This window comes from Sphingomonas sp. LR55 (assembly GCF_036856015.1).
Taxonomy (GTDB): Bacteria; Pseudomonadota; Alphaproteobacteria; order Sphingomonadales; family Sphingomonadaceae; genus Sphingomonas.
This window is the reverse complement of the sequence record NZ_JASPFO010000001.1, coordinates 1,225,555-1,242,257: the sequence shown is the minus strand read 5'-3', so window position 1 is coordinate 1,242,257 and position 16,703 is coordinate 1,225,555. Positions and strand designations below refer to the sequence as shown.

The 16,703-nt window shown below is 65.5% G+C and carries 12 protein-coding genes and 4 pseudogenes; 13 read left to right on the top strand and 3 right to left on the bottom strand.

What is annotated here, in order from left to right; all coding sequences use genetic code 11:
• Window positions 1–3: 3 nt before the first annotated feature.
• Window positions 4–1,671: pseudogene (locus QP181_RS05820) on the top strand (formate--tetrahydrofolate ligase).
• A 118-nt stretch (window positions 1,672–1,789) separates the two neighbouring features.
• Here QP181_RS05820 and QP181_RS05815 read toward each other — a convergent pair.
• The 3 genes and pseudogenes from QP181_RS05815 to thiS form a co-directional block, all read right to left on the bottom strand.
• A complete protein-coding gene (locus QP181_RS05815; protein WP_333927944.1) occupies window positions 1,790–2,443 on the bottom strand; it encodes an HAD-IA family hydrolase in 654 nt (217 codons plus the stop codon).
• A 278-nt stretch (window positions 2,444–2,721) separates the two neighbouring features.
• Window positions 2,722–2,904 (bottom strand): CsbD family protein, encoded by a 183-nt coding sequence (locus QP181_RS05810; protein WP_056050734.1) that lies wholly within the window; start codon window positions 2,902–2,904, stop codon window positions 2,722–2,724.
• Window positions 2,905–3,028: 124 nt separating this feature from the next.
• Window positions 3,029–4,035, bottom strand: a pseudogene (gene thiS / locus QP181_RS05805) (sulfur carrier protein ThiS).
• 170 nt (window positions 4,036–4,205) lie between these two features.
• Between thiS and aroQ the strand changes: the two are divergent.
• From aroQ to QP181_RS05745, 12 genes and pseudogenes are all read left to right on the top strand, one after another.
• Window positions 4,206–4,652 (top strand): type II 3-dehydroquinate dehydratase, encoded by a 447-nt coding sequence (aroQ, locus tag QP181_RS05800; RefSeq protein ID WP_443027522.1) that lies wholly within the window; start codon window positions 4,206–4,208, stop codon window positions 4,650–4,652.
• 14 nt (window positions 4,653–4,666) lie between these two features.
• Window positions 4,667–5,155 (top strand): acetyl-CoA carboxylase biotin carboxyl carrier protein, encoded by a 489-nt coding sequence (gene accB / locus QP181_RS05795; RefSeq protein ID WP_333927943.1) that lies wholly within the window; start codon window positions 4,667–4,669, stop codon window positions 5,153–5,155.
• Window positions 5,155–6,603, top strand: coding sequence for an acetyl-CoA carboxylase biotin carboxylase subunit (gene accC / locus QP181_RS05790; RefSeq protein ID WP_333927942.1), 1,449 nt, complete (start codon window positions 5,155–5,157; stop codon window positions 6,601–6,603). Before accB ends, accC begins: the two co-directional genes overlap by 1 nt.
• A 47-nt stretch (window positions 6,604–6,650) precedes the next feature.
• Window positions 6,651–6,986, top strand: coding sequence for an arsenate reductase family protein (locus QP181_RS05785; RefSeq protein WP_333927941.1), 336 nt, complete (start codon window positions 6,651–6,653; stop codon window positions 6,984–6,986).
• A gap of 181 nt (window positions 6,987–7,167) precedes the next feature.
• Entirely contained in the window at window positions 7,168–7,506 is a 339-nt protein-coding gene (locus QP181_RS05780) for a P-II family nitrogen regulator (RefSeq protein ID WP_055875939.1), read from the top strand.
• 143 nt (window positions 7,507–7,649) lie between these two features.
• Window positions 7,650–9,062 (top strand): type I glutamate--ammonia ligase, encoded by a 1,413-nt coding sequence (gene glnA, locus QP181_RS05775; RefSeq protein WP_056490605.1) that lies wholly within the window; start codon window positions 7,650–7,652, stop codon window positions 9,060–9,062.
• Between the two features lie 302 nt (window positions 9,063–9,364).
• Window positions 9,365–10,958, top strand: a pseudogene (locus QP181_RS05770) (isocitrate lyase).
• Between the two features lie 184 nt (window positions 10,959–11,142).
• Complete coding sequence (locus QP181_RS05765) at window positions 11,143–12,111, top strand: cytochrome c oxidase subunit II (protein WP_333927940.1); 969 nt, start codon at window positions 11,143–11,145, stop codon at window positions 12,109–12,111.
• Window positions 12,108–14,642, top strand: a pseudogene (ctaD, locus tag QP181_RS05760) (cytochrome c oxidase subunit I); the annotation flags it as partial. The gene QP181_RS05765 and the pseudogene ctaD, both read left to right, overlap by 4 nt.
• A gap of 890 nt (window positions 14,643–15,532) precedes the next feature.
• A complete protein-coding gene (locus QP181_RS05755; RefSeq protein WP_333927939.1) occupies window positions 15,533–15,679 on the top strand; it encodes a hypothetical protein in 147 nt (48 codons plus the stop codon).
• Window positions 15,676–16,149 carry a hypothetical protein gene (locus QP181_RS05750; protein ID WP_333929691.1) on the top strand — a complete coding sequence of 158 codons (474 nt, stop codon included), beginning with the start codon at window positions 15,676–15,678 and terminating at the stop codon, window positions 16,147–16,149. Before QP181_RS05755 ends, QP181_RS05750 begins: the two co-directional genes overlap by 4 nt.
• On the top strand, window positions 16,032–16,703 hold the full coding sequence (locus QP181_RS05745) for a c-type cytochrome (protein ID WP_333929565.1): 672 nt from the start codon (window positions 16,032–16,034) through the stop codon (window positions 16,701–16,703). Before QP181_RS05750 ends, QP181_RS05745 begins: the two co-directional genes overlap by 118 nt.

Genomic DNA, 16,703 nt, shown 5'->3' with positions numbered 1-16,703 from the left:
CGCATGGACACCGATATCGCCATCGCCCGCAGCGTCGCGCTGCGCCCCATCGCCACCATCGCGGACGGCCTCGGCATCCCCGACGCGGCGATCGAGCCTTACGGCCGCTTCAAGGCAAAGATCGCGCTCGACTGGCTCGAAACGCGTAAATCGGGCGCGAAGGGCCGGTTGATCCTCGTCACGGCGATCAACCCGACCCCGGCAGGCGAAGGCAAGACCACCACCTCGATCGGTCTCGCCGACGCGCTCCGCCACACCGGCCGCAAGGCGGTGCTAGCCCTGCGCGAACCCTCGCTCGGGCCGTGTTTCGGCACCAAGGGCGGCGCGACCGGCGGCGGGCGCGCGCAGGTCGCGCCGATGGAGGACATCAACCTTCACTTCACCGGCGACTTCCACGCCATCACCGCGGCGCACAACCTGCTCGCGGCGATGATCGACAACCATATCCACTGGGGCAACGCGCTCCAGATCGACGTCCGCCGCGTGGTCTGGCGCCGCGTCCTCGACATGAACGACCGCGCACTGCGCGACATCGTCCAGTCGATCGGCGGCGTCGCCAACGGCTATCCGCGCGAATCGGGGTTCGACATCACGGTCGCGTCCGAGGTGATGGCGATCCTGTGCCTCGCGAACGACCTCGCCGACATGGAGCGCAGGCTCGGCGATATCGTCGTCGCCTACACCCGCGACCGCAAGCCGATCACCGCGCGTGACCTGAAGGCCGACGGCGCGATGGCGGTTCTGCTGGCCGAGGCGATCAAGCCCAACCTCGTCCAGTCGCTGGAGGGGACCCCGCGTTCCTCCACGGTGGCCCGTTCGCCAACATCGCGCATGGCTGCAACTCGGTGATCGCCACGCGCGCCGCATTGTCGTTGGGTGATTACGTCGTCACCGAAGCCGGCTTCGGCGCGGACCTGGGCGCCGAGAAGTTCTTCGACATCAAGTGCCGCCAGGCCGGCCTCGCCCCCGACGCGGTCGTGATCGTCGCGACCGCGCGCGCTGAAGATGAATGGCGGCGTCGCGAAGGCAGACTTGGCGCAGGAAAATGTCGAGGCGGTCCGCAAGGGCGCGGTCAACCTCGTCCGCCACATCGAGAACATCCGCCAGTTCGGCGTCCCCGCGATCGTCGCGATCAACCATTTCTACACCGACAGCGACGCGGAGATCGCCGCGATCGTCGAGGCTGCAGCCCAGCACGGCTCCCGCGCGATCCTCTGCCGGCATTGGGCCGAGGGCGGTGCGGGCGCAGTCGAGCTGGCCGATGCGGTCGCCGAGATCTGCGAGACGCATGGTGGCGGATTCGCACCGATCTATGGCGACGAACTGTCGCTGTTCGACAAGATCGATACGGTCGCGCGGCGGATCTACCGCGCGGAGCATGCCGTCGCCGAGCCGAGCGTGCTGGCGCAACTCAAGCGCTGGGAGGATGCGGGCTACGGCCACCTGCCCGTCTGCCTTGCCAAGACGCAGTACAGCTTCTCGACCGACCCGGCGCTGCTAGGCGCGCCGACCGGACACATCGTCCCCGTCCGCGAAGTCCGCCTCGCCGCTGGTGCGGGGTTCGTCGTCGCGATCTGCGGCGAGATCATGACCATGCCGGGGCTGCCCCGCGTGCCCGCGGCGGAGGCGATCCATTTGAACGCCGAAGGGCTGATCGAGGGGCTTTTCTGAGGCTCGAGATGATACCCTCACCTCCGTCATCCTGACAAAAGTCAGGATCCAGGGTAACCGTCGGTGCGCTTCGTGGCTCTGGATCCTGACTTTCGTCAGGATGACGGCGGGCGGGGCGTCAGTCTCGCGTGACGACCAGACCGTCCGGCCCGACCGCGACCGACAACCCGACATAATCGACCACCGTCGGATGTGACGTCGCGACACCGTGCGAATGCGTGGCGGTGATAACCAGCACATCCGCCCCCGCCGCTTCGCCAGCCGCGATCCCTGCGGCCGCATCCTCGAACACGAGGCAATCACCCGCCGCAACGCCGAGCCGTTCGGCCGCGACCAGGAAACAATCGGGTGCGGGTTTGCCGTTCGGAATGTCGTCGGCGGCGATCATGGTGGCAGGCATCGGCAGGCCGGCAGCCTTCAACCGGACTTCGGCCAACGCCCGCGGTGCCGAGGTGACGATCGTCCAGCGTTCGGGCGGTAGGCTCGCCAGGAACGCAGCCGCCCCGGCGATCGGTTCGATATCGTCGACATCCTCCATCTCGGCGGCAGTGATCGCCGCGGCTTCGGCGACCGGGTCGACGCCGGGGAGGTTCAGGCGGCGAACGGTCTCGACCGATTGCACGCCGTGGATCGTCGGCACGAACGTCGCAGCGTCGAGGCCGTGGGCGATCGCCCATTTGGTCCAGGTGCGCTCGGCGGACGCGATCGAGGTGAGAATCGTGCCGTCCATGTCGAACAGGAAGGCGGCGTAGCTTCGGGTGGGGAGGGTCATGCGGGTGCTCGTGGGGGAGGTTGGCGGGTTGGGCAAGGCGGTTTGGTTCTCTGCACCATCCCGGCGAAGGCACCACCCCGGCGAAGGCCGGGGCCCAATTTGCATGTCAGAGGTAACGACGCGCTGCCCTTAAGGAGCATCGTTCCCCAATTGGGCCCCGGCCTTCGCCGGGGTGGTAGTAGTTGCGGTTGCGGTTGCGATGCAGCGGAACCTACCGCGCAAAGAAAAGGCCGCTCCGGTTTCCCGGAGCGGCCTGTATTCTCACATCAAGCCAAAGCTTAGATGTCGTCGCCGAGTGCGCCCTTGACGCTGCCCTTGACGTTTTGCGCAGTGCCCTTGGCCTGCTGCGCTTCGCCCTCGGCTACCAGCTTCTCGTTGTCGGTCGCCTTGCCGACGGCTTCCTTGACGTTACCTGCAACCTTGTTGCCTGCTGCTGCGACCTTGTCGGTGAACTCGCCCATCAGAGCCTCCACTTGCTTTTGCGGACCCGCCAACCGGGCCGCTTGAACTTGCTAAGGTATAACGGCCGTCTTTACCGTGGGTTCCGTGACGTTTGCGTCATGACCCCGTTTGCGATCAGGCGAATCAGATCAGTCCCGCCAGCGGGCTAGACGGATCGGCGTAACGACGCTGCCCCATCCGCCCGGCACGGTAGGCGAGCCGCCCCGATTCGACCGCAGCCTTCATCGCCGCCGCCATCATCAGCGGGTCCTTGGCTTCAGCAATAGCCGTGTTCATCAGCACGCCGTCGCAGCCGAGCTCCATCGCCACCGCCGCATCGGACGCGGTGCCGACGCCGGCGTCGACCAGCACGGGCACCCCTGCCCCTCGACGATCAGCCGGATCGTCACGCGGTTCTGGATGCCGAGCCCCGAACCGATCGGTGCGCCCAGCGGCATGATCGCGACCGCGCCCGCGTTCTCCAGGCGCTTGGTGGCGATTGGATCGTCGACGCAATAGACCATCGGCTTGAAGCCTTCGTTGGCGAGGATCTCGGTCGCGCGCAGCGTCTCGACCATGTCGGGATACAGCGTCTTCGCCTCGCCGAGCACTTCGAGCTTCACCAGCTCCCAGCCGCCCGCCTCGCGCGCCAGTCGCAGCGTGCGAATCGCCGATTCGGCATCGAAGCAGCCAGCGGTGTTGGGCAGGTAGGTGATCTTCTTCGGGTCGATGAAGTCGGTCAGCATCGGCGCGTTGCGGTCCGACACGTTGACGCGACGGACGGCGACCGTGACGATCTCCGCGCCCGATGCCTCGACCGCCGCGGCGTTCTGCGCGAAATCCTTGTACTTGCCGGTGCCGACGATCAGCCGCGACCTGAAGGTCTGGCTGGCGACGGTCCAGCTGTCCTCATGCCCGTTATTCTCATGGTCGCCGCCTCCGACGAAATGCACGATCTCGAGGTCGTCGCCGTCCTCGACCATCACGTCGGCCAAGGTCGAGCGGGGAACGACCTCCATGTTGCGCTCGACCGCGATCTTCTCGGGTACGAGGCCGAGTTCGGTCGCGAGTCCCGCGAGGCTCAACCCGGCAGTGACACGCTTGTGTTCGCCGTTGACGGTAATGGAGACGGTACCATCGGAGTGGGGCATGCAAAACTTTCCGTTCGTTTCGAGCCCCTCGACATGGCTCGGGACAGGCTGATCGAGAAACCCTTCGTCCGCTGCCGGTCTCATGTCTCGACTTCGCTCGACACGAACGGGTAAGGGTGGGACGACGCATATAGGGGGTCGTTCGCAGCCCCCGCAACCAGGAGCTGCCCTTGCCAGATACCGTCACTGCGACAGTGTTCGTCCTGAACGGCCCCAACCTCAACCTGCTGGGAACGCGCGAGCCGGAAATCTATGGCGACGAGACGCTCGACGACATCGCCGGGATGCTGGAGGACCGCGCGCGCGAGCTCGACCTGGAGATCGACATGCGCCAGTCGAATCACGAGGGTCACCTCGTCGACTGGATCCAGGAAGCGCAGGCGCGCGGTGCCAAGGCCGTGATCCTCAACGCGGGTGCGTTCACGCACACCTCGGTCGCGGTGCACGACGCGATCAAGGGTGTGAAGACTCCGGTGATCGAAGTGCATCTTTCTAATCCCCACGCCCGTGAATCGTTCAGGCATGTGAGCCTGGTCGGCCAGGCGGCGAAGGGCACGATCGCGGGTTTCGGCGCGCTTTCGTATCTGCTCGCGCTTGAAGCCGTCGCACGGTTCTGACAGGAGGCCCCGCCATGAACGATACAACTGAAAACACGGGCGCAATGCAGGTCGACGTGACCCTGGTGCGCCAGCTCGCCGAACTGCTCGACACCACGCAGCTGACCGAGATCGAAGTCGAGGACGGCTCGCGCCGGATCTGCGTCGCGCGCAAGGCCGCTCAGGCAGCCCCCGTCGCGCACTACGCGCCGGCGCCTGGCCCGGCTCCCGTCTCCGCACCGCTGTCGATCCCGCAGGCCGAGGTCGGCGCGTCCGCCCCCGCGATCAGCGCGAGCGCAGTCAAGTCGCCGATGGTCGGCACGGTCTATCTCGCCGCCAACCCCGAAGCGAAGCCGTTCTCGACCGTCGGCCAGAAGGTCAACGCCGGCGACACGCTGCTGATCATCGAGGCGATGAAGGTCATGAACACGATTGTCGCGCCGTCGGCCGGCACCGTGACCGCGATCCTGGTCGAGAACGGCCAGCCGGTCGAGTTCGACCAGCCGCTGGTCGTGGTGGAATAATGCCGCAAATCAAGAAGCTGCTCATTGCGAATCGCGGCGAGATCGCGCTGCGGATCCACCGTGCCTGCCATGAGATGGGCATCAAGACGGTGGCCGTGCACTCGACCGCCGACGCCGACGCGATGCACGTCCGGCTCGCGGACGAGGCGATCTGCATCGGACCGCCGTCCGCCGCGGACAGCTATCTGAACATCCCGAACATCATCTCGGCCGCCGAAATCTCCGGCGCGGATGCGATCCATCCCGGCTACGGCTTTCTCAGCGAGAACGCGCAGTTCGCCGAGATCGTCGAGTTGCACAACATCCTGTTCGTCGGGCCCAAGCCCGAACACATCCGGACGATGGGCGACAAGGTTCAGGCCAAGCGGACCGCTGGCGCACTCGGGCTGCCGCTCGTGCCCGGTTCTGATGGTGCGATCAGCGACATCGCCGAAGCGAAGCGGATCGCCGAGGAGATCGGTTATCCGGTGATCATCAAGGCGGCATCGGGCGGCGGCGGTCGCGGGATGAAGGTCGTCAACGACGCCGACGATCTCGAAACGCAGATGCAGCAGGCCGGCAGCGAGGCGAAGGCCGCGTTCGGCGACGCCACCGTCTACATGGAAAAATACCTCGGCAATCCACGGCATATCGAATTCCAGATCTTCGGCGACGGCAACGGCAACGCGATCCACCTCGGCGAACGCGATTGCTCTTTGCAGCGCCGCCACCAGAAGGTGCTCGAGGAAGCCCCCTCGCCGATCATCACCGCCGAAGAGCGCGAGCGGATGGGCGGGATCGTCGCCAAGGCGATGGCCGACATGGGCTATCGTGGCGCGGGGACGATCGAGTTCCTGTGGGAAGCGGGCGAATTCTACTTCATCGAGATGAACACCCGGCTTCAGGTCGAGCATCCGGTGACCGAGATGATCACCGGGCTGGACCTGGTGCGCGAGCAGATCCGGGTGGCCGAAGGTCATCCGCTGACGCTCCGCCAGGAGGACGTCCAGTTCCGCGGCCATGCCATCGAATGCCGCATCAACGCCGAGGACCCGCGCACGTTCGCTCCGTCGCCGGGGCTGGTGAAGGTATATCACGCGCCGGGCGGGATGCACGTCCGCGTCGATAGCGGGCTGTATGCAGGCTATCGCGTGCCGCCTTATTACGACTCGATGATCGCCAAGCTGATCGTCTACGGGACGACCCGGCAGGGTGCGTTGCGCCGGTTGCGGCGTGCGCTCGAGGAGATGGTGATCGAGGGCGTCACGACGACGATCCCGCTGCACCGTGCGCTGCTCGACGATCCCGAGTTCCAGGAAGGCGCGTACACGATCAAGTGGCTGGAAGAGTGGTTGGCCAAGCAGGGGCTTAACGGCCGCCTCACCCCCGTCATCCCAGCAAAAGCTGGGATCTCCCGCTTGGTTTGCGGTGCGACCCGAACGGGGAGATCCCAGCTTTCGCTGGAATGACGGAGGTAGAGCGGGATGACGGGGTGCCAGATGATGACGGAGCATTCGTGAAGGCGACGATCTACCACAACCCGCGTTGCTCGAAGTCCCGCGAGGCGCTCGCGCTGCTGCAAGAGGCAGGAGCGGACGTCACGATCGTCGAATATCTGAAGACCCCACCCTCCCGCGCGGAACTCGTCCGCCTCTACGACCGCGCCGGCATGGCGCCGCGCCAGGGGCTCCGCATGGCCGAGGATGGCGCCAAGGCGGTCAAGCATGGCGACGCCGAGGCGATCCTCGATGCGATGATGATCGATCCGCTGCTGATCGAGCGCCCGCTGGTCGAGACCGACAAGGGCGTCCGGCTCGGTCGCCCGATCGCGCGGCTGCACGAGATCCTGTGATCGGCTCCTCTGCCCTTACATTGCGCACGCACCGCCCAGGTGCTGCAATTTCGGGCAGTGAAATCAACGATATTCCGCGGTTGCCCGAGGGCGCCGCGGCTGGCACGCTTGGTGCAAGGCGCCCTTCAGGGCGGACGGCTCGCTCGCAAGGGCGAGGGTTTCAACAATCGGGGGCGTACCTGTGAAAAAGATCGAAGCCATCATCAAGCCGTTCAAGCTGGATGAGGTGAAGGAAGCGCTGCACGAGATCGGCGTGAGCGGCATCACCGTGACCGAGGCCAAGGGTTTCGGCCGGCAGAAGGGCCACACCGAGCTCTATCGCGGCGCGGAATATGTCGTCGACTTCCTCCCGAAAGTGAAGCTCGAGGTCGTCGTCGAGGACGGTCTCGCGCAGCGCGTCGTCGAGGCGATCGCGGCGGCTGCACAGACCGGCCGGATCGGCGACGGCAAGATCTTCGTCATTCCGGTCGAAAGCGCGCTTCGCATCCGCACCGGCGAGCGCGACGACGACGCAATCTAGTTCCTAGCCATGCATATTGCGTTGACGACGAGTGACGACATCGTCATTTGACGCAGCGCAACATTGTGTGGAAATTCTGTTCCATACCGCAATTAGATTCCCCGCATGATGCGGCGGAAATCTCAAAACGAAGGGCAAGCATCATGGCGAATTCGGCCTCCGACGTTCTCAATATGATCAAGGACCAGGAGATCGAGTGGGTCGATCTGCGGTTCACTGATCCCAAAGGCAAGTGGCAGCATCTGACGATGGTCGCGAGCCTGATCGGCGAAGACGAGCTGACCGACGGCCTGATGTTCGACGGCTCGTCGATCGAGGGCTGGAAGGCGATCAACGAGAGCGACATGACGCTCAAGCCCGATCTCGACGCGGTCTATGTCGATCCGTTCTCGGCGACGCCGATGATGATCCTGATCTGCGACATCGCCGATCCGTCGACCGGCGAGCTGTATTCGCGCGATCCGCGCTCGACCGCCAAGCGCGCCGAGGCGTATCTGCTGACCACCGGCGTCGGCGACACCGTGTATGTCGGCCCCGAAGCCGAATTCTTCATGTTCGACGACGTCCGCTTCGAGAACAGCTATTCGACCAGCTACTACAAGATCGACGACATCGAGCTGCCGGGCAATTCAGGTCGCGAATATGAGGGCGGTAACCTCGGTCACCGTCCGCGCGCCAAGGGCGGCTATTTCCCGGTCGCACCGGTCGACTCGGCTGTCGACATCCGCGGCGAGATGGTCTCGACGATGATCGAGATGGGCCTGCCCTGCGACAAGCATCACCACGAGGTCGCGGCCGCACAGCATGAGCTGGGCCTGACGTTCGGCACGCTGACGCAGACCGCAGATCGCATGCAGATCTACAAGTACGTCGTCCACCAGGTCGCGCACGCGTACGGCAAGACCGCGACGTTCATGCCGAAGCCGATCAAGGAAGACAACGGCTCGGGGATGCACACGCATTTCTCGATCTGGGAAGGCAAGACCCCGCTGTTCGCCGGCAACGGCTATGCGGGCCTGAGCGACATGTGCCTGTATTTCATCGGCGGCATCATCAAGCACGCGAAAGCAGTCAACGCGTTCACCAACCCGTCGACTAACAGCTACAAGCGCCTCGTCCCCGGCTACGAAGCGCCGGTGTTGCTCGCATACTCGGCACGCAACCGCTCGGCATCGTGCCGCATTCCGTACGGCACCGGGCCCAAGGCGAAGCGCGTCGAAGTGCGCTTCCCGGACGCGCTGGCCAACCCGTATCTCGCCTATGCGGCGCTGATGATGGCGGGCATGGACGGCATCCTCAACAAGATCCATCCGGGCGAAGCGATGGACAAGAACCTGTACGACCTGCCGCCGGCAGAACTCGCGCAGGTCCCGACCGTCGCGGGTTCGCTCCGCGAGGCGCTCGAGTGTCTGCTCGCGGATCACGACTTCCTGCTGAAGGGCGATGTTTTCTCGAAGGATCAGATCGAGAGCTATGTCGAGATCAAGTACGCGGAAGTCGCGCGCTGGGAAATGACGCCTAGCCCGGTCGAGTATGACATGTACTACAGCGGGTGAGGCGCACGGCGCACGCAGCCAGCGCAAGCTGACCGCGAGACGCCGAAGCCCGGCCGGCGTCGCGAAGCGCAACGACCGAAGGCGTGGCTTCGCCACGTCGCTGAATGGAGAAAGGGCGCCCGGAGGAATCCAGGCGCCCTTTTTCATATCGCACCCGCCCATCCCGTTCTGTAATCTTCTTTACACAACGACACGGTGCGCCCGCCGCCAGTGACATCCACACCTCATCCTTAACCGCATTCCTGACCAAAACCCTGTCAACAACCCTACACGACGATCAACGCAGCAGCGAAGGATCGCCCGTGACCTACCAGACGCACATCGCCCGGATCACCAAACTCATCGCCGACCAGAACGGCACCTGGGACGCGATCTCACCCGAATCGGTCGCGAGGATGCGGCTCCAGAACCGTTTCGCCACCGGCCTCGACATCGCGCGCTACACCGCCGCGATCATGCGCAAGGACATGGCCGCCTATGACGCCGACCCCGCGAACTACACGCAGTCGCTCGGATGCTGGCACGGGTTCATCGCGCAGCAGAAGATGATCAGCATCAAGAAGCATTTCGGCACCACCGCCCGCCGCTACCTCTACCTTTCGGGCTGGATGGTCGCGGCGATGCGGAGCGAGTTCGGCCCCCTGCCCGACCAGTCGATGCACGAAAAGACCAGCGTCTCCGCGCTGATCGAGGAGCTCTACACCTTCCTGCGCCAGGCCGACGCGCGCGAACTCGGCATGATGTTCCGCGAGGTCGACGCCGCGCGCCGCGGGGAACGCGATTGAGGAACAGCGCCTGCTGAATGCGATCGAAAACCACCAGACGCATGTCGTGCCGATCATCGCCGACATCGACGCGGGTTTTGGCAACGCGGAAGCAACCTATCTGCTCGCGCGAAAAATGATCGAGGCGGGCGCCTGTGCGCTCCAGATCGAGAACCAGGTCAGCGACGAGAAGCAGTGCGGTCATCAGGACGGCAAGGTCACCGTGCCGCACGAGGACTTCCTCGCGAAGGTCCGCGCCTGCCGCTACGCGTTCCTCGAACTCGGCGTCGAGGACGGCATCATCGTCACGCGCACCGACTCGCTCGGCGCCGGCCTCACCAAGCAGATCGCGGTGAGCAAGGAAGCGGGCGACCTTGGCGACCAGTATAACTCCTACCTCGACTGCGAGGAGATCGACCCGGCGACTGCACAGAACGGCGACGTGATCCTCAACCGCGACGGCAAGCTGCTCCGCCCGAAGCGCCTGCCCTCCAACCTGTTCCAGTTCCGCGCCGGCACCGGCGAGGATCGCTGCGTTATGGATTGCATCGCGTCGCTTCAGAACGGCGCCGACCTGCTGTGGATCGAGACCGAGAAGCCGCACATCGAGCAGATCGCCGGCATGGTCGACCGCATCCGCGAAGTCGTCCCCAACGCGAAGCTCGTCTACAACAACTCGCCGAGCTTCAACTGGACGCTGAACTTCCGCCAGCAGGTGTTCGACGCCTGGGTCGAAGAGGGTAAGGACGTCTCCGCCTATGATCGCGCACGCCTGATGAGCGTCGACTATGACGGCACCGCGCTGGCCGACGAGGCCGACGAGCGCATCCGCACCTTCCAGGCGGATTCGGCCAAGCGCGCCGGCATCTTCCACCATCTGATCACGCTGCCGACCTATCACACCGCGGCGCTGTCGACCGACAACCTCGCCAAGGAGTATTTCGGCGACGCTGGGATGCTGGGCTATGTGAGGGGTGTTCAGCGCAAGGAGATTCGCGAGGGCATCGCCTGCGTCAAGCACCAGAACATGTCCGGCTCCGACCTCGGCGACGATCACAAGGAGTATTTCGCGGGCGAGGCGGCGTTGAAGGCCGGCGGCGCGCACAACACGATGAACCAGTTCGCCGCCTGATCTGGACGCCGGAGCGCAGGCTCCGGCGTCGACTCCGGACGGAGCGAGCCCCGTTCAACGGCGCATCCTGATCGAAGATAAGCGACAGCGCTCCATCCATACATGAAATAATTGTCATTTTCGGGTTTACGCCGCCCCGCCCCCACCGCTAGGGGACGCCCTTCCAAAGGGTGGCAAGGTGATGATGCGGAAGGCTATTTTTCTTTCCGTGGGCGCGTGCCTGCCGCTGTTGGCGGCGTGCAACCGACACCAGTCGACGCTCGCGCCGTTCGGCGAGGAAGCGGACAAGGTCCTCTCGATCACCATCGTTCTGGTCATCGGCGCGATCATCCTCGCGGGTGGGCTCGCGTTGCTGATGCGTCACGCGATGCGCGCACCCGAGGGGCGGCTGACGCACAAGGGCGGGATGAAGCTGGTGCTGTGGCTCGGGGGTATAGGGCCTTCGATCCTGCTGCTAGGCCTGCTGCTCTACGCCCTCCCCGCGATGCGCCCACGTGAAGTTGCGAACAACGATCTGCGGATCGGCGTCGAGGGCGAGCAATTCTGGTGGCGCGTCCGCTATGCCCCGCCGGGCGGATCGGTGGTCGAGACCGCCAACGAACTTCGCCTGCCGGTCGGTCGCACCGTCGAACTGTCGCTGCGGAGTCCCGACGTCATCCACAGCTTCTGGGTGCCCGGTCTCGCCGGCAAGATGGACATGATCCCCGGCCGCACCAATCGCCTCGTCGTCCGCGCGACCAAGGCGGGCACGTACCGCGGCGTCTGTGCCGAGTTCTGCGGGCTCGGCCATGCGCTGATGGCGTTCGATGTCATCGCGATGGAGCCCGCCGCGTTCGCGAGCTGGCTCGCCGCGCAGGCCAGGCCCGCCACCGTCACCGCATCGCCCGGCGCGCGTCTGTTCGCAAGCTATGGCTGTAGCGGTTGTCACAGCGTCCGCGGCGTCGGCCCGGTCGCGAAGATCGGCCCCGACCTCACCCACTTCGGCTCGCGCCCGACACTCGCCGCGGGTGTGCTGCCGATGACTCACGCCAACATTTCCGGTTTCGTCCGCGATCCGGGCAAGACCAAGCCCGGCGTGCGGATGCCCGCCTTCCCGCAGATGTCGGCCGCCGAAGCCGACCAGATCGCCAGCTACCTTCAGGGGCTCAAATGACCACCGAGAGCACCCCCTATGTCGCGCCCGACCAGAACGATCCTGCGGTGCGGAAAGGCCAGGAAGATCGCCTGCGTGAAGTATGGAAGCCGCCGTCGGGCTGGTTCTTCCGCTGGACCGACGTCAACAACAACCGGATCGGTGTCTGGTACACGCTGACCGCGTTCGGCTTCATGCTGTTCGCGGGCGTGCTGGCGCTGATCATGCGCACGCAGCTGGCAGTGCCGAACAACGATCTCGTAACCGCGAACACGTTCAACCAGCTGTTCACGCTGCACGGCTCGATGATGATGTTCCTGTTCGCGGTGCCGATGTTCGAGGCGGTGTCGATCATCCTGTTGCCGCAGCTGCTCGGCGCGCGTGACCTGCCGTTTCCGCGGCTGTCGGGGTTCGGATACTGGAGCTTCCTGATTGGCGGCGTGTTCGTGTCGGGCTCGATCTTCTTCGACGCGGCGCCCGATGGCGGCTGGTTCATGTATCCGCCGCTGACGACGCGGACCGATCTGAGCGGGCTCGGCGCCGACATCTGGATGCTGGGGCTGAGCTTCATCGAGGTGTCGTCGGTCGCCGCCGCGGTCGAGCTGATCGTCGGCGTGCTGAAATGCCGCCCGCCAGGCATGCGGCTCAACCTGATGCCGCTCTACGCCTGGTACATCCTGGTCGTCGCGGTGATGATCCTGTTCGCGTTCCCGCCGCTGATCGCGGGCGACGTGCTGTTCGAAATGGAGCGGCTGCTGAACTGGCCGTTCTTCAACGCGGAGAAGGGCGGCGATCCGCTGCTCTGGCAGCACCTGTTCTGGATCTTCGGGCATCCGGAAGTCTACATCGTCTTCCTGCCGTCGATCGCGCTGTTCGCGATGCTGATCCCGACGTTCGCGCAGCGGCATCTGCTCGGCTATCCTTGGATCGTGCTGGCGGCGGTGGGGACGGCGTTCCTGAGCTTCGGACTGTGGGTCCACCACATGTTCACGACCGGTCTGCCGAAAATCAGCCTCGCCTTCTTTGCAGCCGCATCGGAGGCGGTGGCGATCCCGACCGGCGTTCAGATCTTCGTGTTCATCGCGACTTTGTGGGCGGGCAACGTCAAGAAATCGACACCGCTTCTGTACGCGAGCGGAAGCCTGGCCGTGTTCGTGATCGGCGGCCTGACCGGCGTGATGGTCGCGGTCGCCCCGTTCGACTGGCAGGCGCACGATACGTATTTCATCGTCGCGCATCTTCATTACGTGCTGATCGGCGGCACGCTGCTGCCGCTGTTCGCCGGGCTGTATTACTACTGGCCGCTGGTGACGGGCAAGAAGCTGTCGGACAAGCTCGGCCGGATCGCGTTCTGGATTATGTTCGTCGGCATGAACCTGACCTTCTTCCCGATGCATCTGTCGGGACTGCTCGGCATGCCGCGGCGCGTGTTCACCTATCCGGAGGAACTCGGGATCGGCGGGCTCAACCTCGCTTCGACCGCGGGCTCGTACATGTTCGCAGCTGGCGTGCTGATCGTCTGCATCGACCTCGCGCTTTCGCCGCGCCGCCCGAAGGCCCCGCGCAACCCGTGGAACGCCGGCACGCTCGAATGGCTCGCGCTGCCCGACGACGAGGATTGGGGTATCCGCTCGGTGCCGCTGATCGAGAGCCGCTATCCGATCTGGGACCAGAAGAACTTCGTCCAGAAGGTCGACGAAGGCCGCTTCTTCCTGCCCGACGCGGAGGAGATGCGGCGCGAGTCGATCGTCACCTCCGTGCTCGACGCGCGCCCGGTGCAGGTGATCCGCCTCGGTACGCCGAGCGTGAAGCCGATGATGACCGCGGTCGCTCTCGCTGGCGTGTTCATCCTGACGACCTACCATCTGTATATCTGGTCGGCGGTCAGCGGCGTCGCGACGCTCGCCTGCGTGCTGTGGTGGCTATGGACCGGCACCGCGGAGATCCCCGAAAAGCCGACCAAGCATATCGGCCACGGCATCGAGGTGCCGCTCTATACCTCCGGGCCGTCGGCGCCGGGCTGGTGGGCGATGTTCATCACGATGATGGCGGACGCGACCGCGTTCTCCGGCCTTGTGTTCGGCTATTTCTTCTTCTGGACGATCCACAACGACTTCCCGCCGAACGGCGTCGGGCTGAACGGGCCGGGCGTGTTCTGGCCGATGGTCGCGCTGGCGCTGACCCTGGCCGGCTGGGCCGCGACCGTCGGCGCGCGCGAAGTGCATAGCCGCGGCAACATCGGTGCGGGCCGGGCGCTGCTGGTCGTCGGCATCGTCGCCACGCTGGCGAGCCTGTTCGCCGGGCTTGCCGGGCCTTGGTATTCGGGGCTCGATCCCGAACTCCACGTCTATCCCGCGATCGTCTGGACACTGGCGATCTGGACCGCGGTCCACGCTGCGATCGGGGTCATCATGCAGGGCTATACGTTGGCGCGCAGCCTCGCGGGGAAGATGACGCCGGTCTATGACGCGGATCTGCGTAACATCACCGTGTACCATCATTTCCTCGCGCTGACGGGCATCGTGACGTTCTGCACGATCGGCCTGTTCCCGGGGTCGCATGACGAAGCCCGAGCGGAAGCCCGACGCCGAGCGCAAACACTGGGCGCGCGACCTGAAAGTGACGCTGTGGACGCTGATCGTCCCGCCGACGATCTGGGCCGTGCATTTCCTGTTCTGCTACCTGTGGGTCGCGGTAATCTGCGCGAAATCACCGACCCCGGGGACTGCCTTGAACGGCTTCCCGCTCGCAACGCTGATCGCTACGATCGTCGCGCTGCTGGGGATCGTCGCGGCGGGCTATATCGCGCGGGTCCAGTCCGAGACACCCGGCGATCCGGCCCCGCACGAGCAGGGCACGGCAATCGACCGCCTCCGCTTTCTCGCGCTATCGACGCGGTTGCTGGCGGGACTGAGCTTCGTCGCGGTGATCTTCACGGCGCTGCCGGTCATCATCTTCGGCGATTGCCGGTGAGGCGCGCGAGCCTCGCACTGGGCGTCGTGCTCGTCCCGCTCGGCTGGGCGTTTGCGGCCGCACCGCTGGGTATGGTCGGGCATATGACCGGACACATGATCGCGGTCGCGGTTGCCGCGCCGTTCCTCGCTTACGGGATCGCCGGCTCGCGCTGGGACCCAGCCGAGCGCTGGCCCGCGATCGTAACCCCGCTCGCGATGTCACTGGCCGAGCTGGTCGTAGTGTGGATCTGGCACCTCCCCGCGCTGAGGCTGCGCGTCGATATGCAGCCAATGGCTTTGTTGATCGAACAGGCGAGCTTCCTCATCGCCGGCGTCCTCCTCTGGAGCGCCGTACTTGGCACACGCATTGGCGGTGCGACCGACCGTCGCGCATCAGGCGTGGCAGCCTTGTTGCTGACCTCGATGCACATGACCCTGCTCGGAGCGCTGATCGGTCTCGCCCCCGACCGCTCTACGCGATGATGGCGATGCATCCGGCTACACACGGCCTCGACGCACTCGAAGACCAGCAACTTGGCGGCGTCGTCATGCTGATGGTCGGCGCGGCAAGCTATTTCATCGGCGGGCTAGCGATGCTCGGCGGACTGTTGAAGACACGGAGCGCGACCGCATGACGATCCGGATTACCTGGGCGCGCGCCGCCGCCGCCATCGTCGGGCTGGCGCTCGCCGGGCTGTTGTTCGCGTGGTCGGGCGTGTTCAACATCGCCGCATCGTCGGGCCATTGGAAGATCACCGACTGGTTCCTCCACTGGACGATGCGCAACTCGGTCCGCACCTACGCCGCGGTCACCGCCCCCGACGATGCCAAGGCGAACGAGGGTCTCGTCAGCGCCGCCGGCCTGTTCAAGGCAAGCTGCGCCTCGTGCCACGGCGCGCCCGGCGTTCGTCCGCTCCCGGTGATGCAGGCGGCGACGCCCCCGCCCCCGACCTGTCGATCAACGCGCGCGAATGGACCGACAAGCAGATCTTCTGGATCCTCAAGCACGGCGTCAAATACACCGGCATGCCCGGCTGGGCCGCGAAGGACCGCGACGACGAAGTCCGCCGCATGGTCGCCTTCGTCCGCCTGCTCCCCGAGATGACGCCCGCGACCTATCGCTCGCTGACCGAAGTGCCGGGTGTCACCGATGCCAAGATCGCCACCTGCGCCGGCTGCCACGGCGCGGACGGGCGAGGTCGCAACCAGCCCGACATGCCCGTACTCGGCGGCCAGAGCCCGGCGTATCTCCGTGCAGCACTGGAGGCCTATGCGACCGGTAAGCGCCAAAGCGCGGTCATGGCGAACGCCGCCGCGACGCTGACGCCCGCCGAGATGACGCGATTGGTGGATCACTTCGCAGCGATGAAGGGTATCGGCAGCGTCACGCCGTCGGGCTCGACCGAGGCCGCGAAAATCGACCGCGAAGGCCTGCCGAAGGTCCAGCTCCCCGCCTGTGCGAGCTGCCACGCGCCCGGCAAGCCCTACCCCGTCCTCGCCGGCCAGCGTGCCAGCTACATCGCGCAACGCCTCCGTAACTGGCGCGGCGACGAGACGGTGGTCGACGCGCGGAAGTCGCAATCGACGATGCCGGTCATCGCCCGCCGCATCCCGGAGGACATGATCGACCCGCTCGCCCACTATCTCGCAGGCCGCTGA

Coding starts and splice junctions, on each gene's coding strand:
- QP181_RS05815 (WP_333927944.1), bottom strand. CDS start 2,443: ATGACCCTCCCCACCCGAAGCTACGCCGCCTTCCTGTTCGACATGGAC.
- QP181_RS05810 (WP_056050734.1), bottom strand. CDS start 2,904: ATGGGCGAGTTCACCGACAAGGTCGCAGCAGCAGGCAACAAGGTTGCA.
- accB (WP_333927943.1), top strand. CDS start 4,667: ATGAACGATACAACTGAAAACACGGGCGCAATGCAGGTCGACGTGACC.
- accC (WP_333927942.1), top strand. CDS start 5,155: ATGCCGCAAATCAAGAAGCTGCTCATTGCGAATCGCGGCGAGATCGCG.
- glnA (WP_056490605.1), top strand. CDS start 7,650: ATGGCGAATTCGGCCTCCGACGTTCTCAATATGATCAAGGACCAGGAG.
- QP181_RS05765 (WP_333927940.1), top strand. CDS start 11,143: ATGCGGAAGGCTATTTTTCTTTCCGTGGGCGCGTGCCTGCCGCTGTTG.
- QP181_RS05755 (WP_333927939.1), top strand. CDS start 15,533: ATGCATCCGGCTACACACGGCCTCGACGCACTCGAAGACCAGCAACTT.
- QP181_RS05750 (WP_333929691.1), top strand. CDS start 15,676: ATGACGATCCGGATTACCTGGGCGCGCGCCGCCGCCGCCATCGTCGGG.